16 protein-coding genes and 1 pseudogene are annotated in these 20,845 nt (G+C 63.8%); 1 reads left to right on the forward strand and 16 read right to left on the reverse strand.

Going from position 1 to position 20,845, the window contains the following annotated elements; genetic code table 11:
- Positions 1–31: 31 nt before the first annotated feature.
- From AC4LGL_RS06410 to AC4LGL_RS06475, 14 genes and pseudogenes are all read right to left on the reverse strand, one after another.
- Entirely contained in the window at positions 32–298 is a 267-nt protein-coding gene (locus AC4LGL_RS06410) for a hypothetical protein (protein WP_234815567.1), read from the reverse strand.
- Positions 299–478: 180 nt separating this feature from the next.
- Positions 479–1,915 carry an MCE family protein gene (locus AC4LGL_RS06415; protein WP_061263263.1) on the reverse strand — a complete coding sequence of 479 codons (1,437 nt, stop codon included), beginning with the start codon at positions 1,913–1,915 and terminating at the stop codon, positions 479–481.
- A gap of 1 nt (position 1,916) precedes the next feature.
- Positions 1,917–3,062 carry a virulence factor Mce family protein gene (locus tag AC4LGL_RS06420; protein WP_061263264.1) on the reverse strand — a complete coding sequence of 382 codons (1,146 nt, stop codon included), beginning with the start codon at positions 3,060–3,062 and terminating at the stop codon, positions 1,917–1,919.
- Positions 3,059–4,393: an MCE family protein gene (locus tag AC4LGL_RS06425; RefSeq protein ID WP_061263265.1), complete on the reverse strand. Its 1,335-nt coding sequence runs from the start codon at positions 4,391–4,393 to the stop codon at positions 3,059–3,061. The genes AC4LGL_RS06420 and AC4LGL_RS06425 overlap by 4 nt, the downstream gene beginning before the upstream one ends.
- Entirely contained in the window at positions 4,393–5,754 is a 1,362-nt protein-coding gene (locus AC4LGL_RS06430; protein ID WP_061263348.1) for an MCE family protein, read from the reverse strand. Before AC4LGL_RS06430 ends, AC4LGL_RS06425 begins: the two co-directional genes overlap by 1 nt.
- Entirely contained in the window at positions 5,751–6,779 is a 1,029-nt protein-coding gene (locus tag AC4LGL_RS06435) for an MCE family protein (RefSeq protein WP_061263266.1), read from the reverse strand. Before AC4LGL_RS06435 ends, AC4LGL_RS06430 begins: the two co-directional genes overlap by 4 nt.
- 44 nt (positions 6,780–6,823) lie before the next feature.
- Positions 6,824–8,260 (reverse strand): MCE family protein, encoded by a 1,437-nt coding sequence (locus AC4LGL_RS06440; protein WP_061263267.1) that lies wholly within the window; start codon positions 8,258–8,260, stop codon positions 6,824–6,826.
- 4 nt (positions 8,261–8,264) lie between these two features.
- Positions 8,265–9,125: an ABC transporter permease gene (locus AC4LGL_RS06445; protein ID WP_077743320.1), complete on the reverse strand. Its 861-nt coding sequence runs from the start codon at positions 9,123–9,125 to the stop codon at positions 8,265–8,267.
- A complete protein-coding gene (locus AC4LGL_RS06450; protein WP_061263350.1) occupies positions 9,122–9,889 on the reverse strand; it encodes an MlaE family ABC transporter permease in 768 nt (255 codons plus the stop codon). The genes AC4LGL_RS06445 and AC4LGL_RS06450 overlap by 4 nt, the downstream gene beginning before the upstream one ends.
- Before the next feature lie 1,289 nt (positions 9,890–11,178).
- A pseudogene (locus AC4LGL_RS06455) lies at positions 11,179–12,076 on the reverse strand (IS1634 family transposase); the annotation flags it as partial.
- Positions 12,077–13,462: 1,386 nt separating this feature from the next.
- Entirely contained in the window at positions 13,463–14,386 is a 924-nt protein-coding gene (locus AC4LGL_RS06460; RefSeq protein ID WP_061263270.1) for an SDR family NAD(P)-dependent oxidoreductase, read from the reverse strand.
- A complete protein-coding gene (locus AC4LGL_RS06465) occupies positions 14,383–14,808 on the reverse strand; it encodes a Zn-ribbon domain-containing OB-fold protein (protein WP_061263271.1) in 426 nt (141 codons plus the stop codon). Before AC4LGL_RS06465 ends, AC4LGL_RS06460 begins: the two co-directional genes overlap by 4 nt.
- 2 nt (positions 14,809–14,810) lie before the next feature.
- Complete coding sequence (locus AC4LGL_RS06470) at positions 14,811–15,614, reverse strand: enoyl-CoA hydratase/isomerase family protein (RefSeq protein ID WP_061263272.1); 804 nt, start codon at positions 15,612–15,614, stop codon at positions 14,811–14,813.
- Entirely contained in the window at positions 15,611–16,885 is a 1,275-nt protein-coding gene (locus AC4LGL_RS06475; protein WP_061263273.1) for a cytochrome P450, read from the reverse strand. Before AC4LGL_RS06475 ends, AC4LGL_RS06470 begins: the two co-directional genes overlap by 4 nt.
- A gap of 139 nt (positions 16,886–17,024) precedes the next feature.
- Between AC4LGL_RS06475 and AC4LGL_RS06480 the strand changes: the two genes are divergently transcribed.
- Positions 17,025–18,119, forward strand: a complete 1,095-nt coding sequence (locus tag AC4LGL_RS06480; RefSeq protein WP_061263274.1) for a Gfo/Idh/MocA family protein — start codon at positions 17,025–17,027, stop codon at positions 18,117–18,119.
- Positions 18,120–18,189: 70 nt separating this feature from the next.
- Here the strand turns inward: AC4LGL_RS06480 and AC4LGL_RS06485 are convergent, their stop codons facing one another.
- Both AC4LGL_RS06485 and AC4LGL_RS06490 read right to left on the reverse strand, forming a co-directional pair.
- Positions 18,190–19,314 carry a Zn-dependent alcohol dehydrogenase gene (locus AC4LGL_RS06485; protein ID WP_061263275.1) on the reverse strand — a complete coding sequence of 375 codons (1,125 nt, stop codon included), beginning with the start codon at positions 19,312–19,314 and terminating at the stop codon, positions 18,190–18,192.
- A 19-nt stretch (positions 19,315–19,333) separates the two neighbouring features.
- The gene (locus AC4LGL_RS06490; protein WP_234815568.1) at positions 19,334–20,773 is read right to left on the reverse strand and encodes an aldehyde dehydrogenase; all 1,440 of its coding nucleotides are present in this window, start codon (positions 20,771–20,773) and stop codon (positions 19,334–19,336) included.
- Positions 20,774–20,845: the final 72 nt, after the last annotated feature.

Genomic DNA, 20,845 nt, shown 5'->3' on the forward strand with positions numbered 1-20,845 from the left:
TCGGTCCGGGAGCGTGATACCGCGGGTGGTATCACGCTCCCGGACCGCATGGCTGGGCATTTCGAGGTGCCGATGCAACCGAAGATCGTCGATGTCGGGCCCAGCCGGCGAGGCGCAGCCCGGTGTTGCGGGTGCCGAATATGCCTGTGGCCATGATCGCGCCGAATTTATTTGCATCCCAGCGCTTCTGGCCGTTGGACACCGAGGCCGCCGGATACCAGCCCTTGAGCAGCTGGATATTCTCGCCGATCGCGCGGATCACCTGACCGCTGATGTGGTCGGCCTCGGGGCCGGCCAACCACGCGACCACCTATGAGCGCAGCGACGAATCCTTCGGGTCGAACTCATTTTCGCCGCGTTCACGGTCGCGCCGGAGTCAACCAAACCGGGGCAATCCCGTGTGCGGGGTCATCAACTGCGCGTCGTGCATCACCACCGGATTCCCAGCTCGACGGACCAGGCTCAATTCCGCCGGGCGTCAAGGCGTCGGAGGGATGAGCATCGTCTGCCAGTTCTTGTCCTTCGGTGCGTTCTGACCCACGTCGGCCTGGTTGTACAGCTTTCCGTCCGGACCTACGTAATCGCCCGTCGCAGGGTCATATTGAGCCACCGCTATTGGCGGCGCGGGACCCGTAGACCCCGGCGGCAACTGGGGGACACCCTGCCCTGTCAAGGTGGCGTTGGGGTCGCCTTTCCAGTTGAAGCCGTCGTTGAGCGGAACGTAGTTCTCGTCGCTTTCGCATAGCTTTACCGTCGGCGCGCGTTTGCCGGGCACCGTCTCGCACGGAATATTGCGTGCGCCACGGACACCCAGCGGCGAATCCTGCGGCACCCGGCAGTAGAGGTCACCGGCCGGGCGTTCGGGATAGTCCTCGAAGTTGGCGGTCCGCCGCTGCTGGGCCGGGAGGAATCCTGTCGTACACGGCGGGGGCAGGTTGAGATTAAGGTTGAAGGCCAACAGGCCACCCGCGTACGGGCTCGGGTTGTTCATGCTCGGAACGCTGATGGCCTGCATCATCGCGGTGGCCTGAGGGAGCAGGACGAGCAGCTGCTCCAGATCGGCGCGATAGGTGATCAGGACCGGCGCGACGTTGGCCAGGTTGGCCGCCAGGATCGGTAGCGTGGGTTGGACCCGGTCGATGAGCGCGCGTACCTCGGCGGCGGCCGGCGCGCCTTTCTCTAGGATGCCTGCCACCGCGCCGTCGTTGTCGCGCAGTTGCTGCGTGATGGTGGCCAAGTGAGATGTCCAGGCCTGCACCGAGTTTGATGTATCAGTCTGGGTGTCGAGGATAGGCCAGGCCTGGTCGACGAGGTTGGTGAGGTCTCCGAGGTTTTGCCGGGCGTCGGTGGCCAGCGCGGTAGATCCCTTGACGAACCGTGCGATATCGGGCCCGAGACCGCCGACTGCGTTGTACGCCTCGTCGATGGTGGTGCGCAGATCGTCCTGAGGGATCGCCAGTAGTCCGCGGTTGGTGGCGTCGAGCAGGCTGTTGATATCTGGTGGAACGCTGGAGTTGGCCCGGGTGATGACGTCGCCGTCGCGCAGCGGTGGCGAGTCGGCGTTGCGCGGCAACAGCGCAACGAATTGCTCTCCCACCGCGGTCTGGCTGTGCACCTCGGCCTGCAGATCTGAGGGGATTCTCACGTCGGACCTCAACGACAGCACCGCTTCGACGCCGCCGCCCTTGATCAACCGGACGTCTTTGACCTGACCGACTTCGGTGCCCCGGTAGGTGACGTTGCCGCGGGCGTAGAGCCCGCCGGCTTCAGGAAGTTGAACGGTGACCTGATAGTGCCCGACGCCGAAGAGCAGGTTGGGCAACCCCATGTAGCCGAAGGCCATAACGGCGAACGCGACCGTGGACACTACGAGAAACGCGATCAGCTGTATCCAGATGCGTCTGGTCATGTGCATACTAGGGTCCTTGATCGCCGTGGTAGGGCGCAACCAGTGGGTTGGCCGCGGTGTACGGGCTGGGCATCTGGCCGATCGTGCGGCCCCACTGCAGCTCCAGTTCGGTCAGGTCGCCTTCCCAGCGGGTGCCGGTGAAGAAGCTGGCGTCCAACCGGCTCAGTGTCAGGTCGAGGATGATGGTCTGATTGGCGTACTCGCCACGTAGCCACTTGTTGAGCGTCTCTTTCGGATACGGGAAGGTGGCGAAGAAACTCAGGGATCTGGTCAGCGCCGGACCGGCGTCGGCGAGCGACTGCAGAACCGGCCCGAGATCGTTGAGCTCCTTGATCAGATTCTCCTTGGTCTGGTTGACCGTGTCAGCTGTCAATGCGCTGAACCTGCCGAGTTCCGTCAACGCATCGGCAAGATGCTGACGCTGATCACTGAGCACCTGCAGGGCGGCAGGCAACGTCTGTAATGCCTTGTCCAGCACTGGCTTCTGGTCGGCGAGCTGGCTCACCAGTCCGTTGAAGCTGTCCGTGGCCGCGATGATGTCGGTGGTCTGGTCGTTGAGGGAACCGATGAATTGATCCAGCTGGGTGAGCAGGCTACGTAGGTCGCCTTCGCGGCCGGCAAAGGCGGTGCTCAGCGACTGTGTGATGTCCTGGAGTTGCCCGATGCCGCCACCGTTGAGGAGCATCGAGATACCAGCCAGGGTTTGCTCTGTCGAGGGATAGATAGACCCCGACGACAACGGGATCACCGCCCCCGCGGTCAGTCTGCCTTGCGGTGCGACTCCGACCGGCGGAGCGAGCTCGACGTGCAGTGAGCCCAACAGGCTTGTCTGGCCGACGGTTGCCGTGGCATTGGCGGGGAGTTTGACGTCGCCATTGAGGCTCATCGTCACTAGCGCGTGCCAGCCCTGCCGTTCGATCTTGGTGACATTGCCGACTGTGACGTCACCGACGCGGACGCGCGAATTCCTTTGCAGGTTCTCGACATCGGGGAACTGTGCCTGGATGGTGAACGGGTTGTTGCGGTGGCCTTCGGTGCCCGGAAGGTCCAGGGTGTTCACGCCGCGCCACTGTGAACAACCGGATGCGCTGCTGACTAGGACGAGGGCGGCCAACAGGGCCGAGCCGGTCCGATGGAGGCGGCGGTCGATCACGAGCCACCGCCGGGGGGGATCATCATGCCGGTCAATCCGTTGTCTGGGTTGGTAGCGACGGGTGCAGGGGCGGGCGGCGTAGACGTCGATGATTCCGCGGCCATCGGCGCTGTGTCGGTGGGCGCTGCGCCAGCCGGTGGCGGCGAAGATTGCTGCGGTGGAACGTAATCCGGCCGCATCCAATCCTCGCTGTAAGTGATCTCGTTGGGCCGCGCCTGAGCGCCGACAAGAACGTTTTGTCCCAAGGGAAGAAAGTTGTACTGCCGGTTCTTGATGATGGGCGCCAGGTATTGTGCGCACAGTTTGGCGGATTGTTCGGCGCCGAGTCGTGAGGCCGCCTGGATGGCGCCGCAGATGAATTCGATCGGATTGGAAAACTGGTTGACGGCCAGCGCGCCTGTCAGCGCGCCCTGTGCGGGCTGGTAGATGTTGACGAAGTTCTGCAACGCAGTTGGCGCGATGTGCAGCGTCTGTTTGATGTCGTCGAGGCTCTGATTGAGCGCGGTGCTTACCGAGGCCAGTTTGTCCGACGTGGTGCCCACCGTTTCCTTGTTGGCGGCGACGAAGGCCGTCAGTTCGCCGACGACGGAGTCGATATCGCGGACGGCGTTGGCGATCTCGTTCGGATCGTTGGCCAGAAGTCCGGTGACGGCGGCGAGGTTCTGATTGAGCTGGCGTAGCAGGTCCTGACTGCTCTGAAGCGCCGTGACCACGGCTGAGATGTTCTTGACTGTGCTGAACAGGTTCTTGCTGCGATCTCCGAGCGCCGAAAATGCCTGGGACATCTGAATAATCGTTTGCCGGATGTTCGCGCCCTGGCCGCGCAGGTTGTCCGCCGAGGTGTTGATGAGCCCGCCCAGCGTGCTGACACCGCCTGGATGAGTGGGTTGCAGGGTGTCGGTGAGTCGCTCCAACTGCACGCGAAAGTCGTCCCATTCAACGGGAACAGCGGTGCGCTCCTCAGGCACGACGGCGTGATCCGCCATGGTGGGCCCGGTGGTGTACGCCGGCGTCAGTTGGATGGCCCGGGAGGTGACCAGCGACGGAGAAAGGATAACCGCCTTGGCATCGGCGGGCACCTGGTACTGGGCGTCGTACCAAAAGGTGATCTTGACCCGGGTGGCCTCTGGCGTGATCGTGTCGATCTTTCCGACCGGCACCCCGAGAACTCGTACTTCGTCGCCGGCGAAGATGCCATTGCTGTTGGCGAAGTAGCCCACAACATTGACGCGGTTGATGCGCTGCTGAGTCTTCGTCACGACCACGATCCCGGCCACCACCAGGACGGCGAGAAGGGCGGCGAGGCCGACTCGCGCTCTGCGTGCGGTCATCACTGTCCTCCGTTGGTGGGTGCGCTCGGGGCCGGCAATTCACCGGGGGCATGAACAGTCACGGGGTTGGGTACCGGCGAGGGAACGGATGCCAACCCTGGGGCGGCCGCGGCCGGTGGTCCAGGAGGCGGGCCTCCCGGCGGTGGAGCGGGCGGCGGTTCCCGGTACGGGTAGCAGCCGGTCGGTCCGGGCAGTGGCAGGCCGGGCTGACCGCACCCCTGATCGCCCGGCTTGCCGGTGATCGCGTCGGGCAGTGTCAGATTCGGCTCGCCGCCCTGACCAGTGCGGGGGTAGGGGACCGGCAGAGCCGGTGTGCCGGGTTGGCCGACGGGTGGGTCTGTCAGTTGCGACGGCAGCAGCACGCTGGGATCCAGGCCGAGGTCGGAAAATGCGGCGTCGATAAAAGGTTGCAGGAACTGGCCCGGTAACAGGTTGCCGATGTAAGCCTTGAAGAACGGGGCCGCGGACACCGACTCGCCGAGAGACATCGCGTAGGCGTTCAGTAACTTGATGGACTTCTGCACCTGCTCTTTGCGATTGTCAACAATCGCGAGTACCCCGTTGAGCTTGTCGATCGCGGGCTTGAATGTCGCGTTGTTCTCGTCGATGAATGTCTTCGCCTGCCGCGAGAGCGCCGAGATGGATCCAGCGATCTGGTCGAGTGCCGCGCTTTGGCTCTGCAGCTGGACGAGCAGTGCATCGCTGTTGGCGATGAGGTTGACCACCTGGTCACTGCGCTCCGACAGCACCGCGGTGGCTTTGTCGGCGTTGGCCAGCAGGTTGCGTAATTGCTCGTCGCGGGCGCTCAGGGTGCGCGAGAATCGCTCCACGCCGGCAACCGCGACCTTCAGATCTGGGGGAGTGTCCTTGAATGTGTCGGTTAGGACCGCCAGCGAGTCCGACAGCTGATCGGTGTCCAGGCCGCTGATCGTGGCGGTGAGATCGCCAAGGGCATCGGGCAATTGATACGCAGAACGTGTGCGGTCGAGCGGGATCGGACCGTCTTGAATGCCACCACCCCGTGGGGTGATCTCGATGATTTTCGACCCCAGCAGGCTCTTGGTCTGGATGGCTGCTTCGGTGTGGTCGCCGAGACGGATGTCGTGGGCCACGTTGAACGTGACCAGCACGCGGGCATGGTCGAGCTTCACACCTTCGACGGCACCGACCTTGAAGCCGGAAACCTGCACTGGCGCACCGGGAGTGAGGCCACCGGCCTCGGCGAAGTACGCCGAGTAGCTTGTTGTCCGATTGACGACGGGCAGTTTGTCGTAGTTCAGCGCCAGCAGCATCAGACCGGCGGTGATGCCGACGCCGACGGCGCCGATCACCACGGGGTTACGTTCTCGGAAGGACTTCATTTCGGCGTGCACCTTCCGGAGTCTTGGCCGACGAGCTTGATGTAGACCGGTTGGCCCCCTTTGCCGTTGACTTTCAAGGCGACTTCGCACAGATAGAAGCTGAAGAAGTCTCCGTAAAGCCCTTGGCGGCCCAACTGCTGGTATGCCTCGGGCAAGGTGTTGAGGAGGTTGTCCATGTAGTCGTGGTCGGCCACTACCAGGCCTGCGGACCGGTCGGTCTCGGCGATAACCTTCTTCAAGGGGGTTCGTGCCTGGGCCAGCAGATCGGCGATCGAGTTTGAGGCGGCGTTGGTGTATGCCACGGAATTGCTGATATCGGATTTGTGGCTGGCCAAGGTGTCGACGAGGTCGGACAGGGAGGTCACGGCGGTGTCGACGTTCTTGCTCTGATCGCCGAGCGAGCCCACGACGGTGTTGAGGTTCACGATCACCTGTCCGATCAACTGGTCCCGGTCCGCGAGGGTGTTCGTCAGTGCCGCAGTTTGATTCAAGAATGAGCCGATCGTGGCGCCTTGGCCCTGCAGTGCTTTGATCAGCTGGCCCGACAAGGCATTGACCTGGTCTGGGTTCAAGGCGCGGAACAGCGGTCGGAAGCCACCGATGAGTGCGTCGAGGTTCAGCGCTGGCGAGGTGTTGGCTAGCGGGATAGTGCCACCGGGCTTGAGCTCAGCGGTGCTTCCCGCCCCCTCTTCGAGGGCCAGGTAGCGGCCGCCGATCAGGTCGTCGTAGCGGATCACCGCCCGGCTGCCCTGGGTCAGTACGACGGTGTTATCGGCGGTGAAGTGGACCAGCACCTTGTTGTCGGGCTGGATCCGGATATCCGTCACCTTGCCGACCTCGACGCCGGCGACGCGGACGAATTGGCCCGTCTCCAGTCCGCTGATGTTGCTGAACTCCGCCCCGTAGGTCTTTCCGTCCTCGAACCGCAGCTGGGCGAAAATCGCGAAGAGCGAAAAGATGCCTAGCGCTGCTGCCACTGCGAAGACGGCAAGTCGCCAGACGGCGCCTCGCAGATTAGATCTCACGACTGTTGCCTCTCATAGCTTCGCGGTACGGCTGTTTGGCGGATTCAGGGCACTGGCGGGGGTAGCGGTGTCGGCACCAGTTCCGCGGGCGCGGGCGGCGTGAACGGCTCCGCCCCGGCGGGGACATCGTTGGGGTCGGGTGGCGGTGACGCCGATGGAACTCCCGGGGGAAGTCCGGGCCACAGCGGGGTGCCGTCCGGGGCGTACATCGGTGCGCCGTAGGGCGGGGCGCCGGGATACGGGATGGGGCCGGGCGCTGGGCCTCCGAAGAGATTGCGGATGCTCGGCGGCTCGGGGTTGCCCCGGGTGACGGGGAAGAAGTTGTTGTAGGCCGGGAAACCGATACCGGGGTTGGTCCGAATATCGTTGCCGGTACCCCAACCGGTATTGGTGACCAACTGGCGCACGGGGTACATGTTTTCGACGTACGGAAGGGATCCGCATCCTGGCTTTCCGCCGGGACCGCCCTTGGCCGCGACGATCGGCAAGTTGTCCGGATACTTGTACGGGTCATCGCCCAGCAGAAGTCCGACGTCGGTGATTGTCGAGTAACCGTTTCCGCCTGCGCCCTTGTAGCCGCCGTTATCCAGAAAATGCTTTCCGCCGACGATGGTGCACGTGATCATCGGGTTGTATCCGAGCAACAAGCTGGTGGTCGACGAGAGGTCGTTGACTGACGTCACAAGGTTGTCCTTGCTCGACCCGAGTAGGTTCTCGCCGCTGCGTGAGAGTCCGGTCAGATTGAGCAGCAGTGCGTCCAGTGCCTGCGCGTGGTCGGTGATCGTGGTGCTGGTTGTACTCGCTGCATCCAGCACCGTCAGGATGTTCTGGGCGGCGGCGCTGTAGGTGTCGCTGAAACCCTTGAGCGACTGCCAGTCTCGCCGCATGGTGTCTGCTCGGGGGTTCAGAGCCGACAGCACCTCATTGGCATCGGTAGTGGCCTGGCCGATGGTCGAGCCCTGGCCGCGAAGGCCCTCGGCCAGGGCGGACAGCACACCATTGAGCTTGGCTGGATCGATCTGCTTGAGCACGCCCATCAGATTCTGGAAGACAGTGTTGACCTCGGTCGAGACGTTCGACGCCTCGATGACCGCCCCTGGCTGCAGGTGGTGTGCGCTCGGAGCAGACGGGTAGGTCAGGTCCACGAACTTTGCGCCGAAGGCTGTGGTCGCCCGAATCTGGGCGCCGATGTTGGCGGGGAGGTATTGGAGCTGGTCCGGGAAGATCTCGAGCTTGAGCCGAACGGGGTCGCCACCTTGGACCTCGCCAACCCGGCCTACCTCCACGCCCTGCATCTTGACCTTGCCGCCCGGCTCCATCACCAGGCCGGATCGGTCGGAGGTCAAGGTGACGGGCACGTAGGCGGTGAAGGCCCCGGAGAACAGCGCACTGGTCACGAACACCACGGCCGCAAGGAAAGCGACTAGGAAGAGCGTCCACCACCCGGGGTTCAGCCGGCTGTCATTGCGTAAAAAATCCATCGCGTTATCCCGAAAGGTGGAAGTTGCCGGACTGGCCGTAGACGGCTAGCGAGACGAACAGGGTTACGAAGACAGTGGCGACGAGCGACGTACGTACACCCCGGCCGACAGCCTCGCCGACTCCGGCGGGGCCTCCCGTGGCGGTGAAGCCGTAATAGGTGTGCACCAGCATCACCACGACGGCGATCAGGATCGCTTGCATGAACGACCAGATGAGATCGGTGGGGTTGAGGAACGTTTTGAAGTAGTGGTCGTAGACGCCGGTGGACTGCCCATAGACGAAGGTGGTACCGAACCTGGTGGCGACGAAAGCCATGATGACGGCGATGCAATAGAGCGGAATGACTACCAGCACACCGGCCAACACGCGCGTCGACGCCAGGTACGCGACCGACCGGACACCCATCACTTCGAGTGCGTCGATCTCCTCACTGATCCGCATGGCGCCAAGTTGGGCGGTGGCGCCGGCGCCGATGGTCGCGGCGAGGCCGATGCCGGCCACCAGCGGCGACACCAGTCGGACGTTGAGAAACGCCGACGTGAATCCAGCCAGCGCCTCGACACCGATTTGGGCGAGCTGGTTGTACGACTGAACCGCGATGAGCGATCCGGCGGACAACGTCAGGAAGGCCACGATGACCACCGTCCCGCCGATGAGCGCGAGCGCGCCCACACCCAGACTCATCTGAGCGATCTGCCGGATGACTTCGACCTTGTAGTGGACAACGGCGTCGCCGATGCCGCGCACGGTCCAGCCGTAGAACTGGGTCTGCTCGCCCACCCGTTTCCAGCTCTTGGAGCAGGACGCCAAGAACCGTCGGGTCCGGGGATGCAGGCTGCTGGCCCTTCCAACTTGCGCCGTCACGCTGTGACCCTGACTGCGACCGCTGTGGCGATGACGTTGATGACGAACAGAGCCATGAAGGTGAAAACCACTGTCTCGTTGACCGCGTTCCCCACGCCCTGGGGACCGCCGCCGACCGAGATGCCCTTGTAGCAGGCGATAAGGCCGGCGACGAGACCGAAGATCGCGGCTTTGGCAAGGTTCACCACCACGTCAATGCCCCCGACCAGGAGGGTCAGACCGGATGCGAAGGCGCCAGGCGTGACGTTCTGGAAGAACACCGCGAAGAAGAAGCTGCCGACGATGCCAACCATGGTCACCAGCGAGGTCAACATGACGGCGACGACGGTGGCGGCCAACACGCGGGGCACGACGAGTGCCTGTACCGGGTCGATGCCGAGCACCCTCATTGCGTCCAACTCTTCGCGGATGGTTCGCGATCCCAGGTCCGCGCACATCGCCGTCGCGCCCGCGCCTGAAATGACAAGCACGGTGACCAGCGGGCCGATCTGAGTGACCGCGCCCAGAGCGGCTCCAGTGCCCGAGAAGTCGGCCGCACCCAGCTCAACGAGCAGGATGTTGATGATGAACACGGTCAGGACCGTGAAGGGGATCGATAGCAGCAAGGTCGGCGCGATAGACACACGTGCGACGAACCAGGTCTGCAGCAGGAACTCGCGCCACGCGAAGGGCGGCTTGAACATCAACACGAACGTGTCCAAGGTGGTCGCGAAGAAGTCGCCGAGCGCGCGAAGGGGTCGATAAGCATTTCCCACGGTCACCAAGACTCGTGCACCACCTGTGCGTCGCGATGTTTCATGGCCTGCGATTCCCTTCATGGAACTTTATCGACAGATGACTGGATCGGAGATGTGGTCCAGCACACACGCCGTTGCGGGGGAACCGTACACCATTGTTTTCGGCGGTAGCAACAGATTCGACCCAATGCCGACGGACGATACAGGGGCCGACTAGTTCGGTCGGGTGGATTTGCTTGTTCTGTCGAGATGGTCGCTGTGACCGTGTCTTGCGCGGAGGCAAGAGCTGGTGCCGCTGCTCGTAGTGCTACTAACGCAACGTCCACTCCGGGTGAGATGTCTGATGTCAGTGCAGCTAGAAGTGCATATCGACATACCTGGCGCGGGTTGCGCCGCGTTGGGCATGAGCCTGTGCTCGTGCCTGGTGCGTCGACGGGGGCAAGGGGTTTGCGTTACCGGAGAGAGTTGCTGAGGTATTTGTCGCCGACGGTCGACACCCACTAGCTAGGATTTGCTAGCAACAAGCAAAGGAAACTCAATTGACGCCATTGTGGTGCTTATTCGGCCGCGAATATGCGCCCCTTCGTACGCGTTAAAACAGCCCCCCTTTATGACAGGAAGTGCGCCTGATGGTTTTTGGTCGAAATGTCTTATGTCGATGAATTCACGGTCGGTGTCGACGTGTCGGCGCCGGGCATCTCGGGGTGGTCGAGATCGCAGCCGGCAGGCGATTCGGGCAGTCTTGCTCCCGCCTGGGGCGCATCCGTGCTGCACACGGCGCCGCGCCCCCGGGGGGTCTCCGCCGGGGCGTCTGGCTGGTCGCCTGTGGAACCCATTGCGGCGGTGGGGGTCGGACCCACGGCCAGCAGTCGATTCTTACCTACATGGATCGTTAGATGGGCAAATGGTCGCCCGATGAAGGGGCAATATATATATCTATTTATCTAGTTAATGAACGGTGGTCAACGCGTTGAACGCGCCGTACCTGCGGTGGGTGCCGCACGCGGGACCATTGTTTGTCGACCGTTGCTCGCGGCGGTCTGCGCGGCCTTGGACCGCGTCCGCGCCGTCGACCTGACGTTCGCAGAACACGCGATGGAAGTTCTTCAGGTGTCGTTCGTCGGCCGGTGTAGGCGCGGGCGATCGTCCCTGGGTCGACACGGGTTCACAGGCTTTTGGAGACGCGAGCAGCTGGAGGCCGGCTTACCGGATAAGCGGTCCCGGTGCCGGGAAACGCAACACATCAGCCGAGATGCAGACCGCGGTCCCAGCTGGGGAGCGCAAGTTGACGATGGCAGATTCTCGCCGCCTTGCCGCAGGTCGTGGTACTCGGCGATCACTTCGGCAGCCGGTATCGCTGCGACGGCCATGTTGGTGACGTAGGTCTTGAGTCCGACCAGGGATTGCGCCGGGGCCAGGCTGGTCTCATCGACGCAGCGGTCATTGCCGCGGACTTTGACGAATCATGCTGAGTTGGCTTTCTTTTCGCCGTCTACGACCGCTCTCGCGCGGGCTTCCTGAGCGGCCAGGGGTTTCTGGTCGCGCCGGGACCGATTGGCCGAGTATGCCCAGATCGCCCACCACGCTCCTGGATGAGTGTGGGGGTCCCGGACCGGCTCGGCTCGTAGAGCTAGATTGTTGGCTTTGGCGTTGCGGTGCCGGGGGTGTGACCGTGTTGATGAACTGCCCGTCGGTGAAAACGTCACCGTTCCAAGGAAATGCGATTCCAGGTCTGCGGCCGCTTTTGTTGCGCGGGAGCCGACGATGGACGACAGTCCGAGCTCGTCGAGGGCTTCGAAGTTGACCGCCGAGAGCATGGCCCGCATCGGCAGCCGTCGCCATCGGCGTGACCTGGAGGCTATGGCGTTCCAAGAAGCTGGTGACGATCAGGACGATGATGGTGGTCTCGGCGGTGTGGCCCCGGTATCAGCTGAGTTCTAACGGGAGTCCGGTTCGATCAACCAGCAGGCCGACCACGATCTGCGGATGGACGTGGCACTCCTTGGAACAACCGACTGTGCGTAGGTCGTCCTCGGGTTCGTCCGCGAAATACAGCGTTGTCGCGTCGTAGGGCAGCAGCCTGAGTCCGCCGCAAGCGGTGGCGTAAGTGAAGCACTTCCCGGCGATCGCACCTCGGTAGTTCTCGGGGCCCATCTGATCGATATGCCGCCCAATTATGCAGTAGAGCACCGGGTTTGCGTACAGGTCTCGGCGTTTCCGGGCTGAAAAACCCCACACGATGTCCGAAGTCAGGAGCCGAGATACGCGGATCATCAGCCGAGATTCAGGCCGCCGCGGTCCCAGCTGCGGAGCGCAGGCCGTTGTGCTGTGTCAGCCCGTGGGGTGGGCACTCAGATCGTCGAGCCGACCGGCCCGAGGTCAGTGCACTGAGCATTCTCGAAGACTGCCCAGCAGCCCTGGCCGCGGGCGGTGTAGATGCCTCCCGGCGCTGACATGTTGATGAATGCCCTCGCCGTCGACCATGCGGGACTCGACGAGCACGTGTCGGTGCCCCTGGGGCCGGTAATGCAGACTGTGGCGCTTGTGGCCTGGGCTAGACCCGAGCACTTCGTCGCCACCAGAGTTGCAGATACCGCAGTCCTACTTCCGCCGGGTAGTTGTTCCGCCTGGGGTGCCGACAGCTGGAACGTGCAGCCCTCGTCATCGGCGGCTGCCGAGGGCGCGCCGCTCGTGAGGGCGCCGACTGATCCCGCAGCTATGGCGACAGCCAATGCGAACAGGATGGACCTGGAAAAGCGATGGCGGGTGAGCGTGTGTTGAAGGGTCATTTCCGTTGTGCCCGGCCAGTTTCGCCCCGCTCGATGGGGCAGTAGCCCGGCGTCCTCCTCTATGCTCGGTACACGGTCTGCGCGATTCGTCGGGGTCTTCAGTACTCAGATTGATCCAGGGGTCCATTGCGTTGACATCTGTATTCGCGGGCAACGTGTTGTTCGGTCGCTCAGCGTTCGCATGCGATGTGTCGCGGTACTCGGCACCGAGATATTGCTTCCACTCACGTAGGCAGAGACGCCGGCAGATCTTCCGCCTGTGGTAACCGAACCGCATTGTCTGCGTGACGGACTCACGTCGCGAGGTACCAAGTTCGCCGTTATGCCATCGATCGTGGCAAGCGTCGCCGTCGCGGAAAGGTCGCTGAGTTCACCGTACGTCCATGGTGGAGTCCATTTTGGCCAGAGTGACGGCGACGAGCACCGTCCTGTCGTCCAAAAAGCCATGCCGTCGCAATCCTTCCGGGAGACGGACCACCCAGCGAGCTATCCTAGTCCACACATAGCAATAGATTCAGATAGTTGTATAATTAGATATCTGTGCGGGCTGCGGTGAGTGATGCTCCGGTCGAGGAGCCGAGCGAATTGGTCTGGACGGAGGCCCGAGGAATCCAGACGGCACTGCCGCCGCGACAGTTGGTAACACTCGAAACAGCGGCCCTGGCGGTTTGCGCAACCACTACCGCAGCAATGCAAGTCATCGTCGTCAGTGGCCGCGCGCACCATGAGCTCGTGGCGTGCGGTCCGGGAATGCGCCACAGTTGATATCGCATTCCCGGCGCGTCCGTTGGATGTCCGTAGGACGTCGGCTTCAGCCGCCTAAGCGCAGCCCGGTGTTGCGGGTGCCGAACACGTCGGTGGCCATGATCGCGCCCAACTTGTCTGCATCCCAGCGCTTCTGGCCGTTGGATACCGAGGCCGCCGGATGCCAGCCCTTGAGCAGTTGGATACTCTCGCCCATCGCGCGGATTACCTGACCGCTGACGTGACCGGCCTCAGGGCTGGCCAGCCAGGCCACCACTGGCGAGCCCAGCGACGGATCTTTCGGGTCGAACTCGTCGTCAGGGCGCTCATCGGGCTCGATCGGTGCCTGCGCTCCGGGCATCGACGCGGACATCCTGGTGCGCCCGCCTGGGCTGATCGCGTTCACTGTTGCGCCGATCGACGCCAGCTCCAGGCTCAGGGTCTGGGTGAGCCCTACGATGGCAGCTTTTGCGGCGCTGTAGTTGGTCTGCCCGAAGTGTCCGTGCAGCCCCGCACCCGAGGTGGTGTTGATGATGCGCCCATACACCTTCCCGCCGTTGGCTTTCGACTCGTCCCGCCACTTACGGGCGACCGCGCGGCTGGTCAGCCAACTACCGCGCACGTGTACCCGCATCACCAGGTCGAAATCGTCGGCGGTCATGTTCCAGATTGCCTTGTCACGCACGATGCCGGCGTTGTTGACAACGATGTCCAACCGGCCCAGTTGCGAGTAGGCGCGCTCCACCGCCAGATCGACCTGTTCCTCGTCGCCGACATCGCTGAAGTCCGAAACTGCTTTGCCGCCGCGGCTTTCGATGATCTGCACCACCTCGTCGGCTACCTTTCCGGTGCCCTCACCCGACAGGCTGGTGCCCAGGTCGTTGATGACGACAGTGGCACCGTGTTTGGCCAGTTCGAGCGCGTGGCCGCGGCCGATGCCGTGACCGGCGCCGGTCACCAGCGCCACCTTGCCGTCGAGTAGTCGGGTCATGCGTTCTCCTTGCTGGGGGTGAAAATGGTCAGATACGGACTGGCCGGGTCGCTGTCGTCGACAGGCCGGAACACCGCGGTGACCGGCATGCCGACCCGAAGCTTTTGGGAGTCAACGCCTTCTATGGTGGTCATCAATCGTGGACCCTCGTCTAGCTCGACGAGGGCAGCCACATAAGGCAGCTGTTCCTTGAAGGGCGCCAGGTCGTTCACGAACACTGTCGAGTACGTATAGAGCGTGCCCGTGCCTGCGGCCTGCACCGGATGCACGTCCTCACTCCAGCACCATGGACAGAACGGCCGCGGATAGTGGTGCACGGCGCCGCACGCCGCGCACTCGGCGATCAACAATCGGCCCTGTCGTGCGGCTTCCCAGTACGGGGCGCTGGCCGGATCGATGACGGGGATGTCCGCACGTGCCATCGTCACCACCCGGTGAATTCGGTCGGGCGCTTCTCGACGAAGGCCTGCACGCCCTCTTTCGAGTCGTGCGAATACGACTGGATCTCTTGCGCCATCGCCTCGGCGACGAAGGCTCCGGTGCGATCCGTGTCGGGGGAGTCGTTGAGCAGTCGTTTGGTGAACGCGATCGCAGTCGTGGGTGCGGTAGCCAGTCGGCCGGCGAAATCGGCAATCGCGGCATCAAGCTCATCGGCCGCCACCACCCTGTTCACCAGGCCGAGGCTCAAAGCCTCGGCTGCGGTGAGCTTCTCACCAAAGAACGCCAACTCCTTGGCCTTCTGCATGCCGATCCGCCGCGGCAGCAGGTAGCAGCCGCCGCCATCGACCACTAAGCCGCGCTTGGCGAAAGACTCTGCAAAATAGGCATTTTCGGTGGCGATGACCAGATCGGAGGCGTATACAAGGTGAGCTCCTACGCCGGTCGCGGCACCCTGCACTGCGGCGATCACCGGCTTGTTGCAGTCCAGCACGCTGGCCACCAGCTTCTGGGCGCCGTTCATGATGCGCCGCATCGGGTCCATCACCCGCTTTTCCACAGTTGCACGCCGGTCGGCGAGCGATCCGACATCGGCACCTGCGCAGAAGTGTTTGCCGTTGGCCCGCAATACGACCACGCGCACCTTGTCGTCGGCATCCGCAGCAGTCAACAACGCGATCAACGCATCGCGGTCATCAGGACGCACCGCGTTGGCGGCCTCGGGGCGGTTGAGGGTGATGGTCAGGACGCCGTCGGTGGTGTCGGACAGCACCGCAGGTTGAGTGTTCATGGGGTGTAGGTCGCCTTGAGGTGTTTGATGCCGTTGACGAAGTTCGATCTCAGCATGACCGGCTCGCCGGCCGAGGTGATATCAGGATATCGGTCGAAAAGCATTTTGAACGCGACGTTGAGTTCGAGCCTGGCGAGGTGTGCACCCAGGCAGAAATGTGGACCCGGACCGCCGAAGGCTATGTGGTTATTCGGTTTTCGTGCGATATCGAAGAGCTCCGGCTCCGCGAAGACAGCTGGATCGCGGTTGGCGGCGGGGTACCAGAGGACGACCTTGTCGCCGGCGTTGAAGGTGTGAGTGATCGCGCCCTGCTCGTCGGTCAGCGTCACGCCGTCGCGGGTGACGGTGCGGCGCATGTGGATCACGGGACTGGCATATCGCAAGATCTCCTCGACCGCAGGCGATGCCAGTTCGTCGTAGTTCGCCAGCAGCCGATCCCGCTGCTCGGGGTGGGCGCTGAGGATCAGCAAGCCGTGCGTGAGTGCATTGCGGGTCGTCTCATTACCAGCGCCAATCAGCAGGATGAAAAACTTGGCCAGTTCCTGCGGGGTCAGGTTCTCCTCGTCAGAGGTCACCAATTTGCTGATCACATCGTCGCGGGGGCTCGCGATACGGTCCTCGGCAATGCTTTTCAGCAAGTCGATGAGTTGTTCGCTGGTTTCTGTGACGGCCGTCTCGATGCCCTTGATGCTCTGGTCGGGTACGTATTCGGGATCGGAGGCTCCGAGCACCACATTGGTGGCGTGCAGGATGAACTGTTCGTGCTCGCGTGGCACGCCCAGCATGTTGTCGATGATGCGGAGTGGCAGCAGCGTGGCGAAAGAGGCGACGAAATCACACTCACCGGAGCGCGGCATTTCTTCGAGGATCTCCGCCGTCGTCTCCTGCACCAGTCCACGAAGCTCGGAGAGCATGCGCGGGGTGAATCCACGGGAGACGATCTTGCGCAGCCGCATGTGCTCGGGGTCGTCCATATCGATGATCGACCCGCGGTACTCCCGCATCTCCGCCGTCTGGTCGAAGATCTGGGTGCCTTGCCCCGAACAGAAGTCTTCCGGCCGCCGACTGATCTGGGAGACGTCACGGTGCGAGCCGACTGCCCAGAATCCGCGTACCCGCGGCGAGTCGGGGCGGCTGGTGCGGACGAACACCGGACTACCCGCGTCGCGCAGGCTCCGGTAAAGCTCCGTTCGGTCGGCGGGGCGTTCCTGCCACCACTGCAGGTCGATCAGCGGTGCGAACTGCTGCTCATCGGTGTCGATCGCGTTCACAACACTCGATTCTGGCACTAGTGTCACCTTTTGGCAATGTCGAGCACGTGCAATTGAAGGGATCGTGCGGATTCATCCCGATGGGTGGGCGTCACGTATCTAACATATGTGTCACATAGGGAATCGACCGAGGAGAGACATGACAGAACAGGGGCCCAAGCGAGTCGGCGTCATCGGGGTCGGGTGGGGTGCGCATGTGCAGGTGCCTGCATTGCGGGCGGCGAAGGGCTTTGAGCCTGTGGCACTCTGTGCACGCACACCCGATCGACTGGAGCGCGTGGCCGCCAAGCTGGGGATCGAAGAGACTTCCACCGATTGGCAGTCGTTCGTGACCCGCGACGATCTCGATGTCATCTCGGTCGCGACGCCCAACGTCCTGCATCGTGATATGACGCTGGCCGCCTTGGCCGCGGGCAAGCCTGTGCTGTGTGAGAAGCCGCTTGCCGGTGACCTCGATGCGGCGCGTGAGATGGTGCGAGCCGCCGCCGAGTCAAGCCTGCCCACTGCCTGTTGCTTCGAGAATCGGTGGAATCCGGACTGGTTGGCCGTCGCAGACCGGGTGCGTTCGGGCTTTCTGGGCACCCAGTACCTGGCCCGGGTCAGCCGCAGCGCGTCGTACTGGCATCCGAGTCACCCGCTGCAGGCCGGCTGGATGTACGACCGTGATCAGGGCGGAGGCTACCTCGCCGGGATGCTGGTGCACGACCTGGACTTCCTGTGCAGCCTGCTCGGCCAACCGGTGTCTGTGTGCGCCGAGGTGCGGACCACCGAGCCGGAGCGGGAGCGGCCCGATGGCACGATCCTGAACGTCACCGCCGACGACACCGCGGCGCTGTTGATGCGGATGGAATCCGGGGTGACCGCGGTGCTGAGCGTTTCGGTGATGGGCGCCCACGCCGATCACTACCGGCTGGAGTTGTTCGGCTCTGACGGCACGATCATCGGCGACGGTGACCTGCGCTCGGCGGCATACTCGGCGGGCTTGGCCACCGACGACGGGCTGAACCGGCTGACGGTCGCCGACCGCGAGCCGGCCTATCCGGAGAAGCTGCCTTCTGGTCTGGCCGGACACGCGAGCCGGGCGATGGCGCTGATGCTTGAGGATTGGCTGCCGGCGTTCGATGGTGCGCCCAGTTCGGCAGCAACCTTCGAGGACGGGCTGCTCTCGCTCGCGGTGATTGACGCTGCGCACCGCTCTACCGAAGGCGGTGGGTGGGAACCCGTGCAAGTTTAGCGGTTCGAACATGAGCTCGTGTGCGAAAAATCAACCGAAAAGTAGTGCACGAGCTCATGTTCGGCGACTGCTAACCCTCGGCCGGCGGATAGACCAGCACGCCACGGATGTTGGCGCCCGCGTGCATATCGGCGTATCCGTCGTTGACCTTCTCCAAGGGATAGGTGCGGGTCACCATAGAGTCCAGGTCCACCTGCCCGGCGCTGCTCAGCTCGAGGATTTTCGGGATATCAGCGCGCGGGTTACCCGAGCCGTAGAGAGTGCCCACGATCTGCTTCTCGGTCAGGGTGAGATCCATGAGGTTGGCCCGGATCTCCCGCTCCAGCATGGGGTGGATGTTGGTGACGACGAGCTTGCCGCGCTTGGCCGTCATGGCCAGGGCCTGGCCGACGAGCTGGCCGTCACCGACTCCCATGGCGCAGATGAACTTGTCCACACCTCGATCCCAGGTGGCTGCGGCGACAACGCCTTTGGCTTCGTCCCAGTTCGCTGCGGTATGGGTGGCGCCCATTTTCACCGCTTCGGCCCGCTTGTACTCCGACGGGTCGATGACGGTGATCGTGCGCGCGCCGGCGAGTCGGGCGCCCTGCACCGCCGCCGCGCCGATGCCGCCGACGCCCGCGACGGCCACCGTGTCACCCGGCCGCACGTCGGCGGCGTACACCGACGATCCCCATCCGGTGATGAAGCCGCAGCCGAGCAGGCAGGCCCGGTCCAGCCGGTAGTGCTTCGGGATCTTCACGCAGCTGGCCTCGTGAACCACGGTGTGGTGTGCGAACGATCCGACGCCGCAGGCCAGTGCAAGGTCCTGGTCGCCGAAGTGGTGGCGGGCGGTACCGTCGTGAATCTGCATGCCGGAGTAGATTTTTGCGCCGAGGTCGCACAGGCTCTGATGGCCGGTCGAACATGACGGGCAGCGCCCGCACGACGGGATGAAGCTGAACACGACATGGTCGCCTGGTGCCAACCATGACACGTGCTCACCGACGGCCTTGACCACACCCGCGCCCTCGTGCCCACCGATGCACGGCAGCGCGATCGGCATGTCGCCGGTGACCAGATGGTCATCGGAATGGCACATACCGGAGGCGTGCAATTCGACGAGGACCTCGGTCGCTTTCGGTGGGTCGAGTTCGATCGTCTCGACCGACCACGGTGAATTGCGTTCGAACAGGACTGCGGCCTGCGTCAGCATTGATGAAATCCCTTTCGGATCAACGGATGATGGCTTGGTACTCGACGAATCCGGTGATGCCTTCCGGGCCGCCTTCGCGGCCGATGCCGGACTCTTTGAAGCCGCCGAACGGGCTGCCGAAGTCGAGAACGGCGGTGGAGTTGACGGCGATCGACCCGGCTTGCAGTTGCGTCGCCACCGTGGCTGCTCGTTCCTCATCGGCCGACCACACCGCACCCACCAGTCCGTAGCGCGAGTCGTTGGCGATGGCCACCGCCTCGGCAATGTCGTCATAGGCGATGACGACGACGACCGGACCGAAAACCTCCTCGCGGGCGATCTCCATGTCGTTGGTGGCCTCGACGACGGCGGGGGTGACGAACCACCCCGGCCGGTCCGGACGCTCACCGCCGGTGAGTACCGTGGCACCCTCGTCGCGCGCTCGGCGCAGGAGACCTTCCACCTTGTCACGCGCCGCTTCGTTGATCAGGGGACCGATATCGGTGGACCGCTCGGCCGGATCGCCGACCGTCAGCGTGGAGACCGCGGCGGTCAGGGCCGTTGCGTACTCGTCGTACCGACTGCGCGGCAACAGGATTCGGGTCAGCGCGGCGCACAGCTGGCCGTTGTTGCCCATCACCCCGCCGACCAGTCCGGCGACCGTCTTCTCGATCGGCGCATCGGGCAGCACGATGGCCGCGGACTTGCCCCCCAATTCCGTGCTGCAGCGGCGGATCCGGGATCCGCACGACGCGGCGATTCGAGCGCCGACCGCCGTCGATCCGGTGAAGCTGACTTTGTCGACATCGGGGTGCTCAGTGAGCAACTCGCCGGTCACGGCCCCGCCGTTGACCACATTGACCACACCGTCCGGGATGCCGGCTTCCTCGACCGCATCCATGAGCACACCGAAGCTCAGCGGTGCATCGGGTGCAGGCTTGAGCACCACCGTGCATCCTGCGGCCAGCGCAGGGCCCAGTTTCAGCACCGCGATGAACAATGGGGTGTTCCACGGCACGATCGCAGCGACCACGCCCACCGGCACCTGCCGCACGTCGACCACGCCACCGGTCATCGAGGGTCGGCTGGAGCTGAACGGATGGTCGGGTGTGATGGCGGCGTAGGCGCGCAACACCCCGGTCGCGGTGATGACCTGACCGAAGGTGCTCCATGAGCGTGGCGAACCGATCTCCGCGGTGGCCAGGTCGGCCAGCCCGCCCTTGCGGGCGGTGAGGGCATCGGCGAGCCGTCCCAGCGCGGCGCCGCGATCGGCGGGGGAGGTTTGCGCCCACGTCGGCAGTGCGGTACGGGCCGCCGCCACGGCGGCAGAGACTTCGTCGTCGCCCGCGATACCTACTGTGCCGAGCACCTCACCGGTGGTCGGCGAGGCCACCTCCATCGTGACGGCGGCCGCGCTCGTCACCCATTTGCCTGCGACGTAGCTCGCCGCCAACTCGATCATGGACGCCAATTCTGGCATCTATGTCATCTTTAGACAAGCTGTTCATGGGCGATTAAATGTGGTTCGTGTTTCGTATCCGACAGTTTTCTG

The organism is Mycolicibacterium arcueilense (assembly GCF_058536225.1).

Coding starts and splice junctions, on each gene's coding strand:
- AC4LGL_RS06440 (WP_061263267.1), bottom strand. CDS start 8,260: ATGGATTTTTTACGCAATGACAGCCGGCTGAACCCCGGGTGGTGGACG.
- AC4LGL_RS06425 (WP_061263265.1), bottom strand. CDS start 4,393: ATGACCGCACGCAGAGCGCGAGTCGGCCTCGCCGCCCTTCTCGCCGTC.
- AC4LGL_RS06465 (WP_061263271.1), bottom strand. CDS start 14,808: ATGGCACGTGCGGACATCCCCGTCATCGATCCGGCCAGCGCCCCGTAC.
- AC4LGL_RS06480 (WP_061263274.1), top strand. CDS start 17,025: ATGACAGAACAGGGGCCCAAGCGAGTCGGCGTCATCGGGGTCGGGTGG.
- AC4LGL_RS06460 (WP_061263270.1), bottom strand. CDS start 14,386: ATGACCCGACTACTCGACGGCAAGGTGGCGCTGGTGACCGGCGCCGGT.
- AC4LGL_RS06485 (WP_061263275.1), bottom strand. CDS start 19,314: ATGCTGACGCAGGCCGCAGTCCTGTTCGAACGCAATTCACCGTGGTCG.
- AC4LGL_RS06470 (WP_061263272.1), bottom strand. CDS start 15,614: ATGAACACTCAACCTGCGGTGCTGTCCGACACCACCGACGGCGTCCTG.
- AC4LGL_RS06415 (WP_061263263.1), bottom strand. CDS start 1,915: ATGCACATGACCAGACGCATCTGGATACAGCTGATCGCGTTTCTCGTA.
- AC4LGL_RS06430 (WP_061263348.1), bottom strand. CDS start 5,754: ATGAAGTCCTTCCGAGAACGTAACCCCGTGGTGATCGGCGCCGTCGGC.
- AC4LGL_RS06490 (WP_234815568.1), bottom strand. CDS start 20,773: ATGCCAGAATTGGCGTCCATGATCGAGTTGGCGGCGAGCTACGTCGCA.